Genomic DNA, 17,695 nt, shown 5'->3' on the forward strand with positions numbered 1-17,695 from the left:
ATATTGCAAATTGTTACAAAAGCATTGACTTTTGCCTGAGTACTCAAAAATTAATTTCCCAACCAGTTGGGTTCAAGGTAATTACACACAGAACAGGGCTGGAGGGCATCGAGGATTTGTTGACCATAGGCGCGGTGGTTGATGCGGTTGTCGAGAATGGCGATCACACTTTGCTCTTGGTGGAGGGGATAGGTGGCCCGTTGCATTTCCTGGAGGGCTGTGGGGAGTAGGTACAGGCGAAACCAATCTTGGCGTTTTTGTTTGTATTGGGCGACGCGGGCTGCCACTAGGGGATTTTCTAGGGACGGGAGAGGGAGGGTGGCGATCGCCATCAGTTGAGGTAACGGGAAGCCCACGGATTGACCATAGAACAAGGGATCCGTAAGCCGTCGCCAAAAGGCCCAACCACAGATCAAAATGCTGTCGGCCTGGGGATTTGCTGTTTCTACCTTGACCCGCGACCCAAACTCAGCGGCGAGGGCCGCCCCCATCTGTGCCTGGAGGGGCACGTCGTTAATCAATAAAACAATGGGACGCTTCTGGTGAGGGTGGCGGCGAATTAGGTGACGCAGTTGGTGCAACAGTTCCCCTTGGAATTCTGGGGTATTGGGTAAGGGAAGGCGCTGTTCTGGCAGATAAACGCGCACTTGATCCTGTTGACGGGGGGGCGCAAAGTCTACGCAAGTAAGCTGTTCAGGGTTGAGGCCAATTTGCGTACAAAAACTTGGGGCTTCTCGTTGGGGTTCGAGGAAACTCCCAATCAATAAAGTCGGCTGCCGTTGCCAGAGGGGGGCAAGGCTTTGGTTAAGGGTTTGAGGAGCTACTTGGAGAGAAAATCGACCGTCCCGTTGGTGGAGGTGCGCCCAGCAGAGAGGTGACTGGTGACGGTGTTGCCAGGTAGCCGCAAAGGTACGCCAAGCTGCGGGGAGGTGGGGGAGTTGAAAACAGGTGGCCAAACGGCGTTGATTGTCTGGGTCGAGGGGATAGCAATGGTAGGGATTCGGCGATCGCCGCAGTAGTTGTGCCTTTAATTGGTCGTACTGGCTCTGAATAAAATCCTGCTGGCCGGGGTTTTGTTGCTTGAGCATTTCCCAATCGGCAAGTTGCAGTTGGCAACGGTAAAAATCTTGGGCCCACTGCCATAGCTCATCGACGGGATTAAGAATCGTTGTCACGGGGGCCGGGGGGCGATCGCCAGTCATTCTTCCGAACCATTGGGAAGGGGTTAAAAGCGTAATGGCGCTGGGCTGGGTTTGGTCTCCGGTTTCAATGGTGACAATGGGGCGCTCGGTTCCCAGTAAACGCTGTAGGCGAGGGATTTCCTCTGCTTGGAGCCAAGTTAACAATAGCTGGGGAACAACGATGGTGACAGGCTCTGAACTCAAGAGGGCAGGGGTTAGATAGCTGAGGGCATAGTCTTCGATACCCGTTCTGGTTTGAATCAGAGCAGAGCGACCTAAGCGTAATCCCCGCGCCACTAACCGGGCCAGGGTTAAATGGTGGGGCCAGGGGCTAATATTTTGCTCACGGGCGATCGCCACCAGGATTTGGTGTACCTGTGCTTCCATCATGGCGTCACTTTTCCCGCTAACACAACAACCCAGAATTTCCTAAGCAAGAATCGATCCCCCCGCAAAAACGCTTTCTAGCCTATCAGAACCCTATTGCAGCGGTAGTGATGGGTCTGGTATATCCATGGATATGGATCAAAAAACCCACTTACGACAAACCTTTAAACAACGGCGGCGATCGCTGTTTGAATCAACTTGGCAACAGGCCAATGTCGCCATCTGTCAGCAACTCCAGGACAGCCTGCTCTGGCAAAATTCCACAACAGTTTTGGGCTACCTATCCCACCACCGAGAGCCCTGTTTACAAGCCTTACTGAGTGCTCCTAAAACTTGGGGATTACCCCGTTGTGTCGGGGACGATCTCGCTTGGCACCATTACCAAATGGGCGATCGCCTGATACCGGGCAAATTTGGCATCCGCGAACCGGAAGCCACGGCTCCTTTAATTGATCTGACAACCATTGATCTAGTGCTAGTACCAGCCCTTGCCTGTAGTCAAACGGGCGATCGCCTCGGCTACGGCGCTGGATTTTATGATCGATTTTTTGCCACCCTACCCCAACCGGTCACCACAGTGGGCATTGTGTTTGAATGTTGCTTTGTGCCAACCCTGCCCAACGATCCCTGGGACGTGCCCTTAGACTATGTTTGTACAGAAAAACGACTGATTAAAATTGCCCAGGAGCTTTCCCAATGACCAGCGTCATCCTCAAATCTTTGCTGTATTTTGTGCTGGCGGGGCTGTTTGAAATTGGTGGCGGTTATCTCGTCTGGCTCTGGCTTAGGGAAGGAAAAAGTTTACCCGTCGCCCTTTTGGGCTGGCTACTGCTGATGGTTTACGGCGTGATTCCGACCCTGCAACCGGCTCACTTTGGTCGGGTCTATGCGGCTTACAGCGGTATTTTTATTGTTTTGTCGTTGCTGTGGGGCTGGCGTATCGACCAAGTTCGTCCCGATAACTACGATTGGCTGGGCTGTGGTTTGGCGATCGCCGGGGTTTTGGTCATGATGTATGCTCCCCGCAGTTAAATAAACGCTGTTAAAGTTTTTCGCCCCTGACTTTTGCAAACCCATTAAAAAGCCCCCCAACCAGCTAGGGATTGAGGAGCCAGGTGCTAGGCGATCGCCAAATGATTAGTTAGCGGTTTCTTCGCCTTCAGCAGGTGCTTCTTCAGTCGCTTCACCTTCAGCGGGAACTTCTTCTTCAGTTACTTCACCGTCAACGGGAGCTTCTTCGGTAACTTCACCTTCAGCGGGAACTTCTTCCGTGGTGGTTTCATCGGTGGGTGCAGTGGTCTCAGGGCCGCAAGCACCTAAGAAGCCAAGGCTCATAACAGAGGCGATCGCCACCAAGAGAAAACGTTTGATGTACATAATATAAATACCCCTTAATCTAAATTAAGACCAAGTTAAAACAGCTACTAATTATAGCGACGGAAAATTGCCCTTGAGTAGCCGTCAAGTCAAGAACCATAAAGGTTTGAACAAAAATAAAGCTGATCATCAGAAAGGCTAATCAAAACACTATTGCTTTTCTGGTTTTTTCCGCCTAAAGGATCATGATCTTTTGAGCTAACCTAAGCTAAAGCTTTAACAAACGTTTTAGTGAACCGAATCCAATTCTTTTGCCATTGATTCTCAACAACAATTATTGATAAGTAAAACTACTTATTCCCACCAGCCCCGAAGCCCAGAAATTAAGATCAAGAGCCAGTGCTGTTTAGGGTTTTGCAAAAAATGTTAATGGCTCTGGGTAAAATGATGCGAGTCTCTCAAATTGTCTCTGATATTACCAATATTTTGATCGTGAATTTAAGGGGAATAATGGGTGTTCCAATGCGCCTATTTTCACTAAGGTAATGCTACATTCTAAATAATGACCATGGTTTTCTTAAAATAGAAATTCGAGAAAAATGATTGGATTATTATTGGGACTAAGTGCTTTCTTTTTGGTTACAACCTATGTCACAACTCAATTTGCTGTGATTTATGGCTACTGGGGGTTCAACTCCCTCGTTCAATTTAGTCAACAAGTAATATTTTGGGTCGGGGTTCTCTTCGTGGTTTGGTGCTTTGCAGAAGATTAACCTTAAACTCACGATTACATTTTATTTAACTACCTCCTTTATCCTGGGCAAAGTTTCAATAATTTCTTAACCAAAATTATCTTTTTCAGCAATTATTATTGGCCCAACCTTTGACTTGTGTAAGCCCATGGACGCTGCGGAAAAAATTTGCCATTCTTTCCTCCGGGGTCAGGTGATTCCCCGCTATTCCCAGGATATTTGGCAGGTGGAACGGGGCGTGTTGCAGCTCCGGAGCCATACCCCCGAAGGAACGGTGACGGTATTGGGTTGGCTGCAAAAGGGCAGTTTTTGGGGATCATTTATGACCAAACTGGAGGGGATTGAGGCGATCGCCCTTGTGGACAGTCGTCTGGTGCGCCACTCCGCCAAAGCCGTGAAACAGTCCCCCAACCTCCAGCAGGAATTACTCCAACAAACCCTCCAGCGCCTCCGTCAAGCCGAATATCTTTTGGCGATCGCCGGTCTCAAACGCATTGAAGACCGCTTAATTTCTTTGCTGCTGCTCCTCAAGGACGAAATGGGCAAATCAGAGGCAACCATCACTCGACTCCGTTATCGTTTCACGCACCAGCACCTTGCCGATACCATTGGGACGACCCGCGTCACTGTCACCCGACTTTTTAAAGAATTTCAACAGCAAGGCTGGCTAAAAATTGATGGCGATCGCCACATTTTGTTATTAGATAATCCCCAAGGCGATCGTCTCCCCCTGCCTCGACTCTAGCGACTTACTCTAACCTGAACATTGTTGACGCCACATCACATCGCCAATTTCTCCGCCTCCCGTGCGGGAACCACCCTCCACATTAAAGTAATGATCATAGGAGCCAAACCCTGAGATTACCGCATACTCTGATTTCACATCCCCATAGGTCGGCATTAAACGAGCATCAAAAAAATAAATAGGAAAGCTAGGGGGATCTGTCGGCGTTGTACTGTTTTGCAAAATGAGATTAGCTCTGGGATAGCCCACCGAAATCGAATATTCAAATCGGGCCACCTCTCCCCGCTGCTGATGGTTAATAACGCCAATGTAGGGAACAGTCACAAAGCCTTGGGCTGGCTCAAAGCGCAATGACACTTGGGGATTGCCAATGGCTTGAAAGGTCACATTGCCGTTGCGACAAGCTTGGGCATTGTTACCCAGTTGAAGCGTATCCCCAGGCTCAGGGTTAAACAAATCAGGCCGATTACCAGGAGGTACACGCACCGGTTCCGGTGATGCCGCCACAGATCCAATGGCACCAATGGCATCAATATCTGGGCCACCGTAGGGACTACCACTTGTTCGCCAGTCGGGATAATCACGTAAGCGCACGAAGCGATATTGGGCACCAGTCGGCAAATCATTAAACCTCGCTAAATCCACAGAACGGGTAGCGCCTTGAATACGCCCCAACTCGTACCATTGCTGTCCATCTGTAGAAACCGCCACGTTGGTGGCCTCTACCGCTGGCCCCACTTCAAAAATGTAAAGATCTGGCCCTGGCACGTCCACCAGGCGATTATTGACAAACTCCACAATCAACGCAGAAGAATTCATTTCATCTGAGGCATTACCGAGGGAGACGTGGTTACCATCTGGAATGCCTAGGACGCGGGAGCCGTCACGATATTCACCACTGACATTGGTGGCCCCGTTGTATTCCAAGCTCACGACTCGATCTGCAAAGGAGCTGGCCCCCTGGGGAAAATCAATCCCTTGATAAACTTCGGCTTGCACGGAAATGGCGAGGGGAAGGCTCAGAAATAAGGCACTGCTGAGGCAGATCTTGACAGATGATGGTATCAAACTTTGGTTTTTGGTTGGGACATCCATGGTGGCAATAAGACGGGCACACTACTTCAGTATAGTGAAATAATTCGCCACTACCATCCGCCAAAACTCGGAAAATAACAATAGTAATAGTTAGCGGTATTTTTGCTGTTGTTGAAATATTTTTTGTGGCCAAAGGAGACAAATTTCAATTAAACAGTATTAATCGCTAAGAACTGGAAATTTAATACTTAATTGGCCGTCGATTTGCTTGGAAATGCGGGGGATCAATAGGTAATGTCAGTTTCAATGGTTACTTCTAGGGTCTCTTCATCGACCGTAATAAATAGGCGGTTCGGCTGACAACAGACTTGGCAATCTTCGATATAACTTTGGGAAAAACCACCACTGAGATCTACAAAAGTAATGCTTTCTTCGCCGCAATAGGCACAAAAATAGTTCGCTGTATTTTCCATAATGAATTGCCCGCTTAGTTTGTTTTTCTGTCACTAAATGTTTCTCAATATTTTCTGGGGGAGCACCTCAAGTTTTATGAAGGCTAAGGGAGGGGATTTCGTCTCCTAAGACACAATAAAAGTAGTTAGATACTGTATATGGGACGTAGGAAAGATGGTCATGTTTCAGCAGCGATCGCCAAAGACAGGATTAGCAGAGAACTGCGCGGCAGACCAGCCTCGGGACCGAATTTTAAAGGCGGCACTACAGTTATTCGCCCAAAAGGGATACGAAAAAACCACAACGAAGGAATTAGCCGCCAAGGCCCAGGTGGCAGAGGGAACTTTGTTCCGTCACTTTAGCAACAAAAAAACCATCCTCGTGGAAGTAGCGACCCTCGGCTGGATGGATCTCCTCACGGATTTTTTAACGGAAATGAGTGAGATGGGCAGCTACAAGGCGATCGCCCAGGTGATGCGCCACCGGATGCTGAATATGCACAAAAACAAAAATCTGCTCAAGGTTTGTTTTATTGAAACCCAAGCCCACCCAGAACTCCAGGAAAAAATCCAGGCAGAAGTGATCGATAAAATGACTGGGATTGCAGAGGCGTTTTTCGAGTCGGCCATGGAAAAGGGCATTTACCGAAAAATGAACCCCCACATTGTCGCCCAGGTCTTTTTGGGGATGTTTGCGATCGCCGGCTTTTCTGACGTGACTATCGCTGACCCCCACGCCACCCCAGAGTCACTCCGGGAAATGGCAGAAGGCATCGCCGACATTTTTCTCCATGGTGTTTTGGCCTAGAACCCAAAGCAAGGGGCGCATCCCAATAAGAACACGCCCACCCTTAAACATTGTCAATTTACAGCACTCTATTTGTAAGCTTTGACGCACTCTTCCACGAGGGGCGCAACGGCATCGATGTCTTTCCAGCCCAAAATTTCTACTTCTTTTTTCTCCAGATTCTTGTAGGAGGCAAAGAATTCGGCAATTTCATCTAGGCGGTGCTGGGAGATCTGTTTGATGGATTTAATGTCGTTGTAACGGGGATCTTCAGCGGGAACACAGAGAATTTTTTCGTCACGATCGCCACCGTCGATCATTTCCAACATCCCAATGGGGCGGGCAGCGATGACACAACCGGGGAAGGTCGGCTCGTCCATAATCACCATCCCATCGAGGGGATCGCCATCATCGGCGAGGGTATTGGGCACAAAGCCATAGTCGTAGGGATATTTCACCGAAGAAAAGAGCACCCGGTCGAGGGCAAAGGCATTCATATCCTTATCGAACTCATACTTGTTTTTGCTGCCGCCGGGGATTTCGATCAAAACATTAATCAAACCAGCTTTCGGTTGGGCAGGAATCCGAGATAAATCCACGGGTAATTTCTCCAAATATATCCAGAACAAAGGGTTGAGGCGGCCCTAAAACACTCTAAAAAAGTGCGAGGCGATCGCCCTCAAGCATTCTACACAGAAGCGGTTCCTTTGCCCGCAGGATTATTCCAATAACACAGAGGAGGTGAGATCCGGTGCGAGGTTCTGGACAGGTCGGTCGGAGTAATACCCAATAATCAGTAGGGGAATGGTCAAGGTCAAAAGGGCGATCGCTGTACCAAGCAGATCAGACCATCGGGGGGAAGGGTCGGCAGGTTTGCCGGGAGAGCCACTGGAGTCCATAGGTGTCAGGGCCTGCTAACACAATTGTTAGGAAGCCAATGTTTTTAAAAAACTAAAAAATTAAGTGGTTAAAGAAGGTGCTGTTATTCTAACTAAGAATTGGCCCAGAACTGTGTTGGGTTTGACGATTTTCGCTACCCTTAAGATTTCTTTAATCGTTGGGGTCTTTTCATCACAGGCTCTTGGGACGAATTCAAGGCTTGTTCTGCCACCAAAAAATCAACAAATTGGCGAGCGGTTCGGCCGGAACGACCATTGTGGCGGGTAGCCCATTGCTTCGCTTGAAAATCCAACTCAGCCGGAGCCAAGTTTAAGTCAGCTCTTTGGGCTAAATGGTGGACGATTTCTAAATAGGTGGCCTGATTAGCCGGGGCAAAGGTCAGGGTCAACCCAAAGCGATCGCTAAAGGATAATTTCTCTTGAACCGTATCCCAGTGGTGAATTTCTTCTGCTTGGCTGGGTCGGGGCCGCTCCTCAAAGAATTCCCGCACCAGGTGACGGCGATTGGAAGTGGCATAAACCACAACATTACTCGCCTTGGCCCGGATACTGCCTTCGAGCACCACCTTGAGGGACTTAAACACTTCATCATCCTCTTCAAAGGACAGATCATCAACGAAAATAATGAATTTTTGGGGTTGTTGCCGGAGGATCTCCACAATTTGCGGTAAATCTCCCAGACCTGTTTTGTCCACTTCAATTAGTCTGAGGCCCTGGTCATAGTAGGCCCCTAACAAAGCTTTTACCAGGGAAGATTTACCAGAGCCGCGACTCCCGTACAAAAGCACATTCAACGCCGGTAAACCTTGAAGTAAAGCTTCGGTATTACGGATCAAGGCAGTTTTTGGCTCAGGGTAGCCCACAATATCGGCGAGGGGGAGCCATTCGGGATCAAGGACAGGTTGCAAACTTCCTTCAGCCCAGCGGAACGCACCATATTGGCTAAACTGGCCTGCGCCATGGCGATGGTAATAACCAGCCAACTGCTCTAGGGAGTCGGGCCAAGCGTCGTGGGAATGGAGAAAAGCAGAATCTTTGATGGGCGATCGCCGCCAAGGGGTGAGGGTTGTGGCGACTTGGGTCGCAACGGTGACCCAATAGCGGACGGTTTCGGGTTCGCACGAATACACTTGGTGCAAAATTGTCAGGTCATGGCGTACCGCTTCCTGGAGGGAACGGCTCATTTCCCCTAGGGATTTCACCTGGGCCTGGCGACTAAAGGGATTATCATCCTGGAGAATGCGCCCCACAAGCCAATCTTGCCAACTCACATCGGCGATCGCCAAAGCTTGAAACCAGCGCCCATAGCGTCGCAAACACTGAATACTGGCCGTTGACCCGGAGGATTGGGCTGCTTGATCTGAATATAAGCTTTCTAACAACGCCAAAAAGGTCTGACCAACTGGATCCGCAAACACCCCCTGAAAAATCAGTAAAGATGCAATTTGCGGATAAAGTAGCCTGGTGGAAATTGTGTTTGAAGCGGGAGCAACCATAAAAATATCTGCCGATGTAATGGGCTTAAAAAATCCAGATGAACCGTATTACTGGTGCGATACTATTCTGCTAAGAATTTACCGCATTGGGGAAATGGCGGTATTGTATTCCTCAGCATCCTTTACATTTTCTCAATCTGGATCAGATGGCATATTGGCTTTTTCAAGGGAACCCCCGCTATCATCGTGTACTTGATGCCATCCGTGAACAAACGGAAATGCCCTGGCTTGTGACCCGCTACAAAAATAAAATTCAAGTCGGTGATGGCGTTTTAATTTGGATGGCCGGTGAAGCTGCCGGCATTTATGCGATCGCCGAAATCATTAGTCTCCCCACAGTTATTTCGTCCAAAAATATTCAAGACCGCGACTATTGGACGGATCCCAAGCGACTCCGGGCCGATAAACCCCGCAGCCAAATCCGCTTTATTCGCAAACTCCTCGGTCAACCCCTACGCAAGATAGAATTGCGATTTGATGGCATCCTACGGGATCTCGATGTTATCCACACGCCCAGCAGTACCAATTTCAAAATCACCCCCGAACAATGGCTGCGGGTGCATCAACTGAAGGGCTGATTTCCCCTAACTTCCCCAAAAACCTCCGTTAAAATAAAACTCTGCTGTGCACCTTTCTTCACCATGACCTCGACCCAAAGTAAAATGCCCCCAACCGAGTCCCCAGATCCCATGCGGGAGATTCCCGATGAAGCAGAAATGTCCTTTTTCGATCACCTCGAAGAACTCCGCTGGCGAATTTTTTATTCGCTGATTTCCGTTGTTGTCGGTTGGGTCGGTTGTTTCTTTTTTGTCAAACCCATCGTCCAGATCTTAGAAGCGCCGGCTGCTGGGGTGAAATTCATCCAGGTGGCCCCCGGCGAATTTTTCTTTCTCTCGTTTAAGGTGGCGGGTTACACCGGCGCTTTACTGGCAAGCCCTTTTATCCTGTACCAAATTATTCAGTTTGTTTTGCCGGGGCTAACCAGGGGAGAACGGCGTCTCCTCGCTCCCGTTGTCTTGGGGTCTGGAGTGTTATTTTTTGCGGGCTTGGCCTTTGCCTACGTTGCTTTGATTCCAGCGGCTTTGAATTTTTTCATTACCTATGGTGCTGATGTCGTAGAGGCGGCCTGGTCTATTGAACGGTATTTTGAGTTGGTGCTGGGTCTGATGTTTTTTACGGGACTAGCGTTTCAGGTGCCTGTGGTGCAAATGATCTTGTCTTGGCTGGGGATTGTTTCTTCGAGCCTGATGCTCAAGGGTTGGCGCTTTGTCGTTCTAGGGGCAGTGGTGCTCGGCGCGGTGATTACACCCTCGACAGATCCGATGACCCAATCACTCTTGGCTGGGGCCGTCCTGGGCTTATATTTTGGCGGCATTGGCATTGTGAAACTTTCAGGACGCTAGGGGCTTGGCGATCGCCTGCAGTACAGCAGCCATTAATTCGGGGCGACCAAAGGGTTTACGGAGAAAAGAATCGGGCTGTGGCACAGAATATTCTGGTAAGGCATCGGCACTGATCAAAATAAACGGAATTTTTTCAGTAGATTGATCATGGCGCAATTGACCAAAAATTTCTTGGCCATCGAGACAGGGCAAGCGAAAATCGCAAATAATCACGTCTGGTGTTAGTCGCCGCGCTAAACTAACCCCCAGGGCACCATTTCCTACGCCCGTCACTGCATAGCCTTCAACGATTAAAGAAATCACCAAGCTACCTCGCAGATCAGATTCATCTTCGATCACTAAAATTTTCGGAATCATGATGTGTCACCAAGGGAAACAATGATTTTTGAGGAGAAAATTTAAGACTCTTTAGTGAGCCAAAATTAGGAAAAAATACGACGGATCTCAATAGTCAATAAAAGTTGTAATAGGTCGGTCTGGCTGAGAAAAAATACGATTGCTCAAGAGAAATTTGGCAGAAACAGCTACGGCAGAAAAAGTGATTTTGCAGCATTGACCTAACTTGCTTACGCTACTGATCATAGAGGCGACCTTGCCTAGAAAAAATAAACCCTAATGAACATTTAAGGTTTCCCGGAAGCAAACTTAATGAATTTTGCTTTTTTTAACTTGCCTGTTGTTTTGTAACTGATTTTCTAAAAAAATATTGCGATTTGCTGAGAGTTGCATCGAAATCAGAGTTTATTTTTAGGTATTTTGTCTTACTGCCTGAAATGATCAATTAAAAATATTTTTAGCTTGTTTGATCTCTGTGATCGGGCGCTATCTTGAAGTCAAACAAAATTCGAGCTAATTTTCACGTTCGTTTTCATTAGAGGATTTTTAATTTATGACTTTGACAGCGGCAGCCGTAATTGAATATTTGGGCCTAGAACCCCATCTGGAAGGGGGCTATTTTCGGGAAACTTACCGCTCAACACTCTCTATGGCCACCGAAAGACCGGGAGGCGATCGCCAATTGTTAACCTCGATTTACTATCTGCTCAGTCAATCGCGGCCCATGGACTATCTGCACCGCAACCAATCGCCGATCATGCATTATTTCCACGGCGGTGCGGCGATCACCTACCATACCCTTTCTCCGGAAGGCCAGTGGCAGACCACAAAGCTCGGCTTTGACTTAGCGGCGGGAGAAGTGCCCCAACTCCTGGTACCAGGGGGTTACTGGAAAACGGCCATTTTAGAAGCGGGCGAATTTGGTCTTTTGGGGGAAGCGGTGGCCCCAGGGTTTGATTACCAAGATTTGGAAGTTGCCCAGGGGTCAGTGCTCCAAGAACTGTATCCGGAGCATTGGCCGCAACTCAAGGATTATATTCATCCGAGCCATTAAGCCATTAATGAAAGGAAATCATCGCCTCGTTTTGGCGATCGCCCAGGGAAACCCGTTACACTTTGGCTAACGGATCGGCAACCGAGGGAAACACAATGGCAATTTGGGATTTCGGTCGCTTTATGCAGACCCTCATTCAGTTCGATGTTATGCCGGGGAGTCAACTGATTAAGCCTTGGTTGGGTCAAGAAAACGTGGCAGCAGATAATGAAACATTTGGAGGCAGCGCCCAGATGGGAAAAATTTTAGTGGTGGGTGGCGATCGCCCAGAAAATCAAACCCTTGTGCAGGCCCTTTCGGCTCGCGGCTATCAAACCCATTGGGCGAAAGATTCTGTTGAATCTTGCGATGGAGCGGCCATGCTTATTCTTTGTGCTGATCTCGCCACCACAACCAGAGACTCACTCCTCGCCCAGGTGAGCCAAGATCCCCAATGGCGATCGCCCCAGTGGGAACTGTTTAATTTTCGCCAAGCAACCCCTGCCCTCGCCCAACTGTGGGGAGCCGTGGACGACGTGGTGATGGGAGGTGTTAGCCAAAGTCAATTGCGGTTAACCCCGGCTGGGGCGCTATTTACAGGTAATGTCTCCACCGATAACAATGGCGGTTTTGCGTCGGTACGCACCAAAAGTTTGGCAAATCCCTGGGATCTATCTAAATATGCGGGGTTCCGGCTCCGGGTAAAAGGCGATGGCCAACGCTACAAATTTATTGCCCGCTGCGAAAACCGTTGGGATGGCATTGGCTACAGCTATTCCTTTGAAACCACCGCAGACCAGTGGCTGAGCGTGGATATTCCGTTTAGCGAGCTTGTGCCTGTTTTTCGGGCCAAATCCGTACCGCAAATGGGGCAATTTCAAGCTGACCGGGTCTATGCGTTGCAGTTGATGCTCAGTAAGTTTGAATATGATGGGCAACTGAATCCCAGCTTTAAGCCGGGGTTATTCCAATTGGCCATCGAGGCGATCGCCGTTTATGGTGGTGAACCTTTCCCCCAAATTATTGCCCTGAGTCAAACCACCGCCCCCCAGGAAGCGCTCCAGGAAACGGGGCTCTCCTATTGTCTAATCCATTGTCCCCAGGGTTTTACCGCAGAAAATTTGCAAACTGTGATCAATGTCATTGGCGATCGCCAAGCCGTTAACCAAATTATTACCTGTGCAGCGTCACAGTAACCAACAACTGGCCACCCGTGGCAAAGAATTGCGGGGGATCCGGTTAGATATTTAGCATAAACAAGTAAGATCGAAAGCATAAATACTTTGGCTGCCTTAATCCTGTCCCCTTAAACGCTGGTTTCCCGTGGGAATTGTTTCTCAACCTATGACTCCCCCTGTCTCTCTCCAAGCCATCATTCGAGAGTTAGAACAACACCCAGATGCCCAACGCATCAAAAAGTTGTTAATTTATACTGCTGTCAATCGGTGGGAAAGTAATCCCCAGTTACTCCAACGTCTCTCCCTGGAGCGCATTGTCAAAAAAAATCTTGACCAGTTCTTGAGTTTCAAAGAACTCCAGCGGGCCTTTAGTACCTCTGTCAGTACCCTCAGTCGGCCTGCTACCTATGGTCGCCTTGCCAACGACATCTTGACCCAGTTGAGTCCCCTTTACGAAAACGAAGATCAAGATCCTTCGACGGGTATTGTTGCTGCTGGCCAGAATAGCCACCAAAGCATTACAGAAATTCACCTAGAAGTTGCGGTGCAAACCCTCGAAGAACACCGCGAGAATATTCGCATCAAAAAATTGCTCTATGCCCTTTGTTTTAAGCGTTGGGAAAATAGTTTTCAGGTTTTAGAAGAATACAGTTTGGCGAACCTGTTACGCCAAGTCGTCGTTAACTACCCCACCCGCAACCAATTTGAGACGATCCTGCGCAAATTAGTTTCTCTGCTTAACCGCCAACAAATCTATGGCCAATTGGCTGATGTAATTCTTGGGGCGATCGCCCCCCTATACAAATCTGGTGATTCTGCCACGGGTTTAACCCAACCCACCGCTGACCCTCCAGCGCCAGTTCCCACCCCAGTGGTGCCGCCCCCTCCCCCTGCCCCAAGTCCAGCACCAGAGTCTGTGAACTATAAGCAGACCATGGCTTTTAATATTGACGAGCTCCCCATTCCCAAGCCTGCCAAGTCGATGGATCTTGATTTCAGCGAAAATCAAACCCTGGCGCTAGATCCAGAGACCCAGACGACCCAGACGATGTTGCTCAACACCGGCCCCCCTCGACCAATGCCGGCCCCTGCGCCTGCTCCGGTACCGAAAAAAAAGCATTTTGCGGCGGCTCTCAACATCTACGAACTTAAGCTGGAGGTGATGAAATATGCGAATCCCCTCCGCACGAAAATTTTGCTGTTTTCCGTCGTCCATCATCCCTTTGACCTCAGTGGCAAAGACTGGTCAATGTTGCGTACCTGTGATTTTGATGAGTTATTATCCGAAGTGCTGCGGGATGCCTCTAGTCTTAAGGCTCTGGAAATTAAACTTTCGGCGATCGCCCGGTCACTCTTTGACGCCAACGAACATCTCCAAGCCGCCGGAGCCATTGTTCAAGCCGTGACGACTTTCACCAATCCCCCCGTCCATGACCTATGACCCCCCAAGAACTCATTGCTAAATATGCGCTTGGAGAAACCCATTTCCCAGAAGCCCAACTCGATGGCGCGAACTTTTGGGGGGCAGATCTCATCGGCATTAATCTCCAGGATGCTGACCTCCACAACGCAATTTTGATTTTTGCCTATCTCAGCCGGGCCAATCTAAAACAAGCCAATTTCATTAATGCCAACCTCAGCGGCGCTAACCTCAACCAAGCCAATTTAACCTTGGCAGAACTTCATAACGCTGATCTCCATGGTGCTGTTTTAATTGGTGCTAACTTAACCAACGCCGACCTGACCCTGGCAAATTTACTCGATGCCAACCTGATGGGAGCAGATCTCCGGGGGGCAGACCTAAGCGGAGCGAATCTTTCTGGGGTCTGTTTGCGGGAAGCCAATCTTCGGGAAGAAAAGCGAGTTTATAATTCCAGTCTGCGGGGCACCATCCTCCGGAAAGCCGATCTACAGGGGGCGAACCTCCAAGGTGCCGACCTCGCCCGGGGCGAATTAAGTGGTGCCAACCTCAAAGGTGTTAATTTCCGACGGGCCGATCTCCATGAAGCCGATCTCAGTGGGGCCAACTTAGAAAACGCGATTTTGACCGAAGCGAATTTGATTGGGGCCAACCTCGTTAAAGCTAATCTCAAAAATGCGAAATTTGAGCGGGCGTTAATGGAGGATGCTGATCTTCGCCTAGCCAATCTTACCTGGGCTAATCTTCCTGGTGCCCGCCTCAATCGCGCCAAACTCAATAAAGCCAATTTGACCAATGCCCGTCTCAACCGGGCGGATCTCAGTCGCACCAACCTCTCCCAGGCCAAATTAATCGATGCTGAAATGATTGATACTTACCTTGCCCGCGCCAATCTGATGGGAGCAGATTTAACCCGGGCGAACTTGATCCGTGCTGAAATTAGCAGTACAAATCTTGCTGGGGTCATTCTGACTGGGGCGATGATGCCCGATGGCTCTGAACACCGCTAGGCTAACAACCAATTACGCCAACACATAAAAAAACCAGCCTAAGCTTCAGGGCTGGTCAGTTTGAGCTTGCTGTATGAGAGGAGAAACTCAATGTCAAGACGGCGCATGGTACTTTGCCGACAGATCCACTGGAATGGAAACCTGTAAAATCTTGGAGTGAGCTTTGTTAAAAATTGTAACAAGCACCGTCGAACTTCGCAACATTTCTTTACAGATGGCGTGATTTTTTGTTCAGGCCTTGATTTCAGATTTGGCGATCGCCAGCAAGATTAATCACGGAAAAATCGATTCTCTTAAAGATGAGTGGTTGTATTTTTGATGTGAGAACAGATATTTAAGCCCTGAAGAATAAGTAATTATACCCAGCTATTTTATCTAAACTTTTCTTTCTTTGGCGATCGCCTTTGGTTTTTCAGTTGATAGGATAAAATTCCATTCTTCAAGGCGTTCTGTGTTTGGAATTGTCTTTGGGAATGAACAGATAAAACAACATCAAATCTTAAATAATTGTTTATTGTTTGCCAGATCAATAGACATTACAGAATTAATCAGCAGGAACAAATGAGTATGAGGCATTATTGCGACGAGTGGATTCAAGAGTGGTGTGATGGCAATGGCTGGACAGATCCAACGTTAGTCAGTACCAATTTTTATTGGGCTTTTCCGCCAAATGGCGTGATGCCCGAACCCATTCCTGGAGAAATTCTCCGCCTCATTAAATCGGAAAAAGGTTTTACCCAAGATGAAAAACGTTGGCTGGCTTTGGCCGCTGGGGTGACCTTAGTTTCAGGTATTTTTACTTATTATTGGCATTGCCCTTTACCGTTGGTGATGGCCTTTGCCTTTAGTGCTGTCACAGCGGCACGTTTGGAGGTTGAAATTCCGGCAACGGCTTAGGAGGAAAAAGAGTCATTTCTCTTGAATCGGTATTTGTCACCCAATAGCCTACGGTAAGCAATATCAAAAATTCATCAATAAGTTTGCAAAAAAGTCCAGGAGAAGCAACCCTAGGATCGAGCATCCTTTGCGATAATAGGGAAGCATTTTTTACCCTTAAAACGTGTTGGCTAACAAAGATCTCCTCCACCATTTTTTGACGTATTTTACTGAGGTCAAGCATTGGGCCTTGGAGGCAAGGTTGTTGCGATGGTTGACTTTGTTGTGGCTTGGGCTTGGATTAGTCACCCTCTTTTCCGCTTCTTATCCGGTGGCAGCCGTCGAAAATGGTGATGGTTGGTACTATGTCAAGCGGCAAATCGTTTGGGCGATCGCCGGTTTGATCTGTGCTGGGGCGATCGCCCGCGTCCCCCTGAAAAAAATTCGCCTGATTTCGTTTGGCGGCCTGATCATTTCCTTTGGATTGATCCTGCTGACGATTGTCGGTTTTGGTCGGGGCAGTGAAGAATGGGGCGCTTCCCGTTGGATTGGGATTGCCGGATTTGCCCTACAACCCTCGGAGTTTGCAAAGCCTTTTTTGGTCTTAGAAGCCGCTAATGTCTTTAGTCGTTGGCGTCAGTTAAAAATTTGGCACCGAGCTGTTTGGTTGAGCTTATTTGCTGGGATTTTATTGGCAATTTTGAAGCAACCCAACCTAAGTACCACCGCCCTTTGTGGTATGACGATCTGGTTTATTGCCTTGGCCGCAGGTATTCCTTGGCTACTGCTGGGGGGAGCCGCTGGTGTCGGGGGATTGGCGGCCTTAGCGAGTATTAGTGTTAATAGTTATCAACGGGAGCGATTGACGTTTTTCCTTGACCCTTTCCGCGCTGCACGGGATGAAGGTTATCAGTTGGTACAAAGTTTGCTGGCGGTTTCCTCCGGTGGTGGTTGGGGCTTAGGCTTTGGCGAATCCCAGCAAAAGTTATTCTTTCTGCCGATTCAACACACGGATTTTATTTTCGCGATTTTTGCAGAGGAATTTGGTTTAATTGGCTCCTTGGGGCTATTGGGGTTACTCTTCGCCTATGCCTCTTTGGGGAGTTATGTGGCTTGGCGATCGCCTGTGCTCCGTCACCGACTGATTGCCATTGGGGCCACCTTTATTCTCATTGGTCAATCTTTGCTCAACATTGGCGTAGCAACGGGGGCTTTACCAACAACGGGTTTACCCTTGCCCCTCTTTAGCTATGGTGGCAGTTCAATTATTTCTAGTTTGATGCTGACGGGACTTTTGGTACGGATCGCCAGGGAAAACGGCGAAGCAACAGTCATTTCCCTCGCAGAACGACGGCAGCAGCGACAAGAAAATCCAACATAAACGCTCA

At 48.7% G+C, this 17,695-nt stretch carries 20 protein-coding genes; 12 read left to right on the forward strand and 8 right to left on the reverse strand.

From position 1 onward, the window contains the following. Positions 1 to 50: 50 nt before the first annotated feature. The gene (locus AACT35_RS04140; RefSeq protein ID WP_254048084.1) at positions 51 to 1,571 is read right to left on the reverse strand and encodes a helicase C-terminal domain-containing protein; all 1,521 of its coding nucleotides are present in this window, start codon (positions 1,569 to 1,571) and stop codon (positions 51 to 53) included. A 124-nt stretch (positions 1,572 to 1,695) separates the two neighbouring features. On the opposite strand from AACT35_RS04140, the gene AACT35_RS04145 reads away from it, so the two are divergent. Beyond that, positions 1,696 to 2,268, forward strand: coding sequence for a 5-formyltetrahydrofolate cyclo-ligase (locus tag AACT35_RS04145; RefSeq protein ID WP_339374588.1), 573 nt, complete (start codon positions 1,696 to 1,698; stop codon positions 2,266 to 2,268). Beyond that, positions 2,265 to 2,600: a YnfA family protein gene (locus tag AACT35_RS04150; RefSeq protein WP_030006317.1), complete on the forward strand. Its 336-nt coding sequence runs from the start codon at positions 2,265 to 2,267 to the stop codon at positions 2,598 to 2,600. Before AACT35_RS04145 ends, AACT35_RS04150 begins: the two co-directional genes overlap by 4 nt. A 105-nt stretch (positions 2,601 to 2,705) precedes the next feature. On the opposite strand, the gene AACT35_RS04155 is transcribed toward AACT35_RS04150, so the two are convergent. Beyond that, positions 2,706 to 2,945, reverse strand: coding sequence for a hypothetical protein (locus AACT35_RS04155; protein ID WP_030006316.1), 240 nt, complete (start codon positions 2,943 to 2,945; stop codon positions 2,706 to 2,708). Positions 2,946 to 3,785: 840 nt separating this feature from the next. Between AACT35_RS04155 and AACT35_RS04160 the strand changes: the two genes are divergently transcribed. Next, positions 3,786 to 4,382, forward strand: a complete 597-nt coding sequence (locus AACT35_RS04160) for a Crp/Fnr family transcriptional regulator (protein WP_062433592.1) — start codon at positions 3,786 to 3,788, stop codon at positions 4,380 to 4,382. Positions 4,383 to 4,391: 9 nt separating this feature from the next. Here the strand turns inward: AACT35_RS04160 and AACT35_RS04165 are convergent, their stop codons facing one another. Both AACT35_RS04165 and AACT35_RS04170 read right to left on the reverse strand, forming a co-directional pair. Then, the gene (locus AACT35_RS04165; RefSeq protein ID WP_099240918.1) at positions 4,392 to 5,477 is read right to left on the reverse strand and encodes a hypothetical protein; all 1,086 of its coding nucleotides are present in this window, start codon (positions 5,475 to 5,477) and stop codon (positions 4,392 to 4,394) included. 224 nt (positions 5,478 to 5,701) lie between these two features. After that, complete coding sequence (locus AACT35_RS04170; protein ID WP_012306851.1) at positions 5,702 to 5,890, reverse strand: CPXCG motif-containing cysteine-rich protein; 189 nt, start codon at positions 5,888 to 5,890, stop codon at positions 5,702 to 5,704. Between the two features lie 154 nt (positions 5,891 to 6,044). Between AACT35_RS04170 and AACT35_RS04175 the strand changes: the two genes are divergently transcribed. After that, the gene (locus tag AACT35_RS04175; RefSeq protein WP_030006312.1) at positions 6,045 to 6,677 is read left to right on the forward strand and encodes a TetR family transcriptional regulator; all 633 of its coding nucleotides are present in this window, start codon (positions 6,045 to 6,047) and stop codon (positions 6,675 to 6,677) included. Between the two features lie 68 nt (positions 6,678 to 6,745). Here the strand turns inward: AACT35_RS04175 and AACT35_RS04180 are convergent, their stop codons facing one another. The 3 genes from AACT35_RS04180 to AACT35_RS04190 all read right to left on the reverse strand — a co-directional run bounded on the left by AACT35_RS04180 (position 6,746) and on the right by AACT35_RS04190 (position 9,051). Continuing rightward, complete coding sequence (locus tag AACT35_RS04180) at positions 6,746 to 7,255, reverse strand: inorganic diphosphatase (RefSeq protein ID WP_030006311.1); 510 nt, start codon at positions 7,253 to 7,255, stop codon at positions 6,746 to 6,748. 120 nt (positions 7,256 to 7,375) lie between these two features. Further along, positions 7,376 to 7,555 (reverse strand): hypothetical protein, encoded by a 180-nt coding sequence (locus AACT35_RS04185; protein WP_030006310.1) that lies wholly within the window; start codon positions 7,553 to 7,555, stop codon positions 7,376 to 7,378. Between the two features lie 140 nt (positions 7,556 to 7,695). Continuing rightward, positions 7,696 to 9,051, reverse strand: a complete 1,356-nt coding sequence (locus tag AACT35_RS04190; protein WP_099240920.1) for an ATP-binding protein — start codon at positions 9,049 to 9,051, stop codon at positions 7,696 to 7,698. A 146-nt stretch (positions 9,052 to 9,197) separates the two neighbouring features. Here AACT35_RS04190 and AACT35_RS04195 point away from each other — a divergent pair, with 146 nt between their 5' ends. Together AACT35_RS04195 and tatC are read left to right on the forward strand one after the other, a co-directional pair. Continuing rightward, positions 9,198 to 9,629, forward strand: a complete 432-nt coding sequence (locus tag AACT35_RS04195; RefSeq protein WP_099241139.1) for an EVE domain-containing protein — start codon at positions 9,198 to 9,200, stop codon at positions 9,627 to 9,629. A gap of 63 nt (positions 9,630 to 9,692) precedes the next feature. Then, positions 9,693 to 10,454 carry a twin-arginine translocase subunit TatC gene (gene tatC, locus AACT35_RS04200; RefSeq protein ID WP_012306846.1) on the forward strand — a complete coding sequence of 254 codons (762 nt, stop codon included), beginning with the start codon at positions 9,693 to 9,695 and terminating at the stop codon, positions 10,452 to 10,454. Here tatC and AACT35_RS04205 read toward each other — a convergent pair. Continuing rightward, entirely contained in the window at positions 10,443 to 10,811 is a 369-nt protein-coding gene (locus AACT35_RS04205; RefSeq protein WP_012306845.1) for a response regulator, read from the reverse strand. The two genes, tatC and AACT35_RS04205, sit on opposite strands and share 12 nt — an antisense overlap. 532 nt (positions 10,812 to 11,343) lie before the next feature. Between AACT35_RS04205 and AACT35_RS04210 the strand changes: the two genes are divergently transcribed. From AACT35_RS04210 to AACT35_RS04235, 6 genes are all read left to right on the forward strand, one after another. Continuing rightward, positions 11,344 to 11,844: a cupin domain-containing protein gene (locus AACT35_RS04210; protein ID WP_012306844.1), complete on the forward strand. Its 501-nt coding sequence runs from the start codon at positions 11,344 to 11,346 to the stop codon at positions 11,842 to 11,844. 95 nt (positions 11,845 to 11,939) lie between these two features. Continuing rightward, positions 11,940 to 13,019: a CIA30 family protein gene (locus AACT35_RS04215; protein ID WP_099240922.1), complete on the forward strand. Its 1,080-nt coding sequence runs from the start codon at positions 11,940 to 11,942 to the stop codon at positions 13,017 to 13,019. A gap of 148 nt (positions 13,020 to 13,167) precedes the next feature. Then, the gene (locus tag AACT35_RS04220; RefSeq protein ID WP_099240924.1) at positions 13,168 to 14,442 is read left to right on the forward strand and encodes a hypothetical protein; all 1,275 of its coding nucleotides are present in this window, start codon (positions 13,168 to 13,170) and stop codon (positions 14,440 to 14,442) included. After that, the gene (locus AACT35_RS04225; RefSeq protein WP_012306841.1) at positions 14,439 to 15,431 is read left to right on the forward strand and encodes a pentapeptide repeat-containing protein; all 993 of its coding nucleotides are present in this window, start codon (positions 14,439 to 14,441) and stop codon (positions 15,429 to 15,431) included. The genes AACT35_RS04220 and AACT35_RS04225 overlap by 4 nt, the downstream gene beginning before the upstream one ends. Before the next feature lie 561 nt (positions 15,432 to 15,992). Further along, positions 15,993 to 16,328 (forward strand): hypothetical protein, encoded by a 336-nt coding sequence (locus AACT35_RS04230; RefSeq protein WP_223209864.1) that lies wholly within the window; start codon positions 15,993 to 15,995, stop codon positions 16,326 to 16,328. A 166-nt stretch (positions 16,329 to 16,494) separates the two neighbouring features. Continuing rightward, positions 16,495 to 17,688, forward strand: a complete 1,194-nt coding sequence (locus tag AACT35_RS04235; RefSeq protein WP_445267899.1) for an FtsW/RodA/SpoVE family cell cycle protein — start codon at positions 16,495 to 16,497, stop codon at positions 17,686 to 17,688. Positions 17,689 to 17,695: the final 7 nt, after the last annotated feature.

Source organism: Synechococcus sp. BDU 130192, assembly GCF_963876085.1.
GTDB lineage: Bacteria > Cyanobacteriota > Cyanobacteriia > Cyanobacteriales > MRBY01 > MRBY01.

What these genes read in the sequence shown, in the direction of transcription:
- AACT35_RS04140 (WP_254048084.1), bottom strand. Translation starts at nt 1,571, where the DNA reads ATGATGGAAGCACAGGTACACCAAATCCTGGTGGCGATCGCCCGTGAG.
- AACT35_RS04145 (WP_339374588.1), top strand. Translation starts at nt 1,696, where the DNA reads ATGGATATGGATCAAAAAACCCACTTACGACAAACCTTTAAACAACGG.
- AACT35_RS04150 (WP_030006317.1), top strand. Translation starts at nt 2,265, where the DNA reads ATGACCAGCGTCATCCTCAAATCTTTGCTGTATTTTGTGCTGGCGGGG.
- AACT35_RS04155 (WP_030006316.1), bottom strand. Translation starts at nt 2,945, where the DNA reads ATGTACATCAAACGTTTTCTCTTGGTGGCGATCGCCTCTGTTATGAGC.
- AACT35_RS04160 (WP_062433592.1), top strand. Translation starts at nt 3,786, where the DNA reads ATGGACGCTGCGGAAAAAATTTGCCATTCTTTCCTCCGGGGTCAGGTG.
- AACT35_RS04165 (WP_099240918.1), bottom strand. Translation starts at nt 5,477, where the DNA reads ATGGATGTCCCAACCAAAAACCAAAGTTTGATACCATCATCTGTCAAG.
- AACT35_RS04170 (WP_012306851.1), bottom strand. Translation starts at nt 5,890, where the DNA reads ATGGAAAATACAGCGAACTATTTTTGTGCCTATTGCGGCGAAGAAAGC.
- AACT35_RS04175 (WP_030006312.1), top strand. Translation starts at nt 6,045, where the DNA reads ATGGTCATGTTTCAGCAGCGATCGCCAAAGACAGGATTAGCAGAGAAC.
- AACT35_RS04185 (WP_030006310.1), bottom strand. Translation starts at nt 7,555, where the DNA reads ATGGACTCCAGTGGCTCTCCCGGCAAACCTGCCGACCCTTCCCCCCGA.
- AACT35_RS04190 (WP_099240920.1), bottom strand. Translation starts at nt 9,051, where the DNA reads ATGGTTGCTCCCGCTTCAAACACAATTTCCACCAGGCTACTTTATCCG.
- AACT35_RS04195 (WP_099241139.1), top strand. Translation starts at nt 9,198, where the DNA reads ATGGCATATTGGCTTTTTCAAGGGAACCCCCGCTATCATCGTGTACTT.
- tatC (WP_012306846.1), top strand. Translation starts at nt 9,693, where the DNA reads ATGACCTCGACCCAAAGTAAAATGCCCCCAACCGAGTCCCCAGATCCC.
- AACT35_RS04205 (WP_012306845.1), bottom strand. Translation starts at nt 10,811, where the DNA reads ATGATTCCGAAAATTTTAGTGATCGAAGATGAATCTGATCTGCGAGGT.
- AACT35_RS04210 (WP_012306844.1), top strand. Translation starts at nt 11,344, where the DNA reads ATGACTTTGACAGCGGCAGCCGTAATTGAATATTTGGGCCTAGAACCC.
- AACT35_RS04215 (WP_099240922.1), top strand. Translation starts at nt 11,940, where the DNA reads ATGGCAATTTGGGATTTCGGTCGCTTTATGCAGACCCTCATTCAGTTC.
- AACT35_RS04220 (WP_099240924.1), top strand. Translation starts at nt 13,168, where the DNA reads ATGACTCCCCCTGTCTCTCTCCAAGCCATCATTCGAGAGTTAGAACAA.
- AACT35_RS04225 (WP_012306841.1), top strand. Translation starts at nt 14,439, where the DNA reads ATGACCCCCCAAGAACTCATTGCTAAATATGCGCTTGGAGAAACCCAT.
- AACT35_RS04230 (WP_223209864.1), top strand. Translation starts at nt 15,993, where the DNA reads ATGAGTATGAGGCATTATTGCGACGAGTGGATTCAAGAGTGGTGTGAT.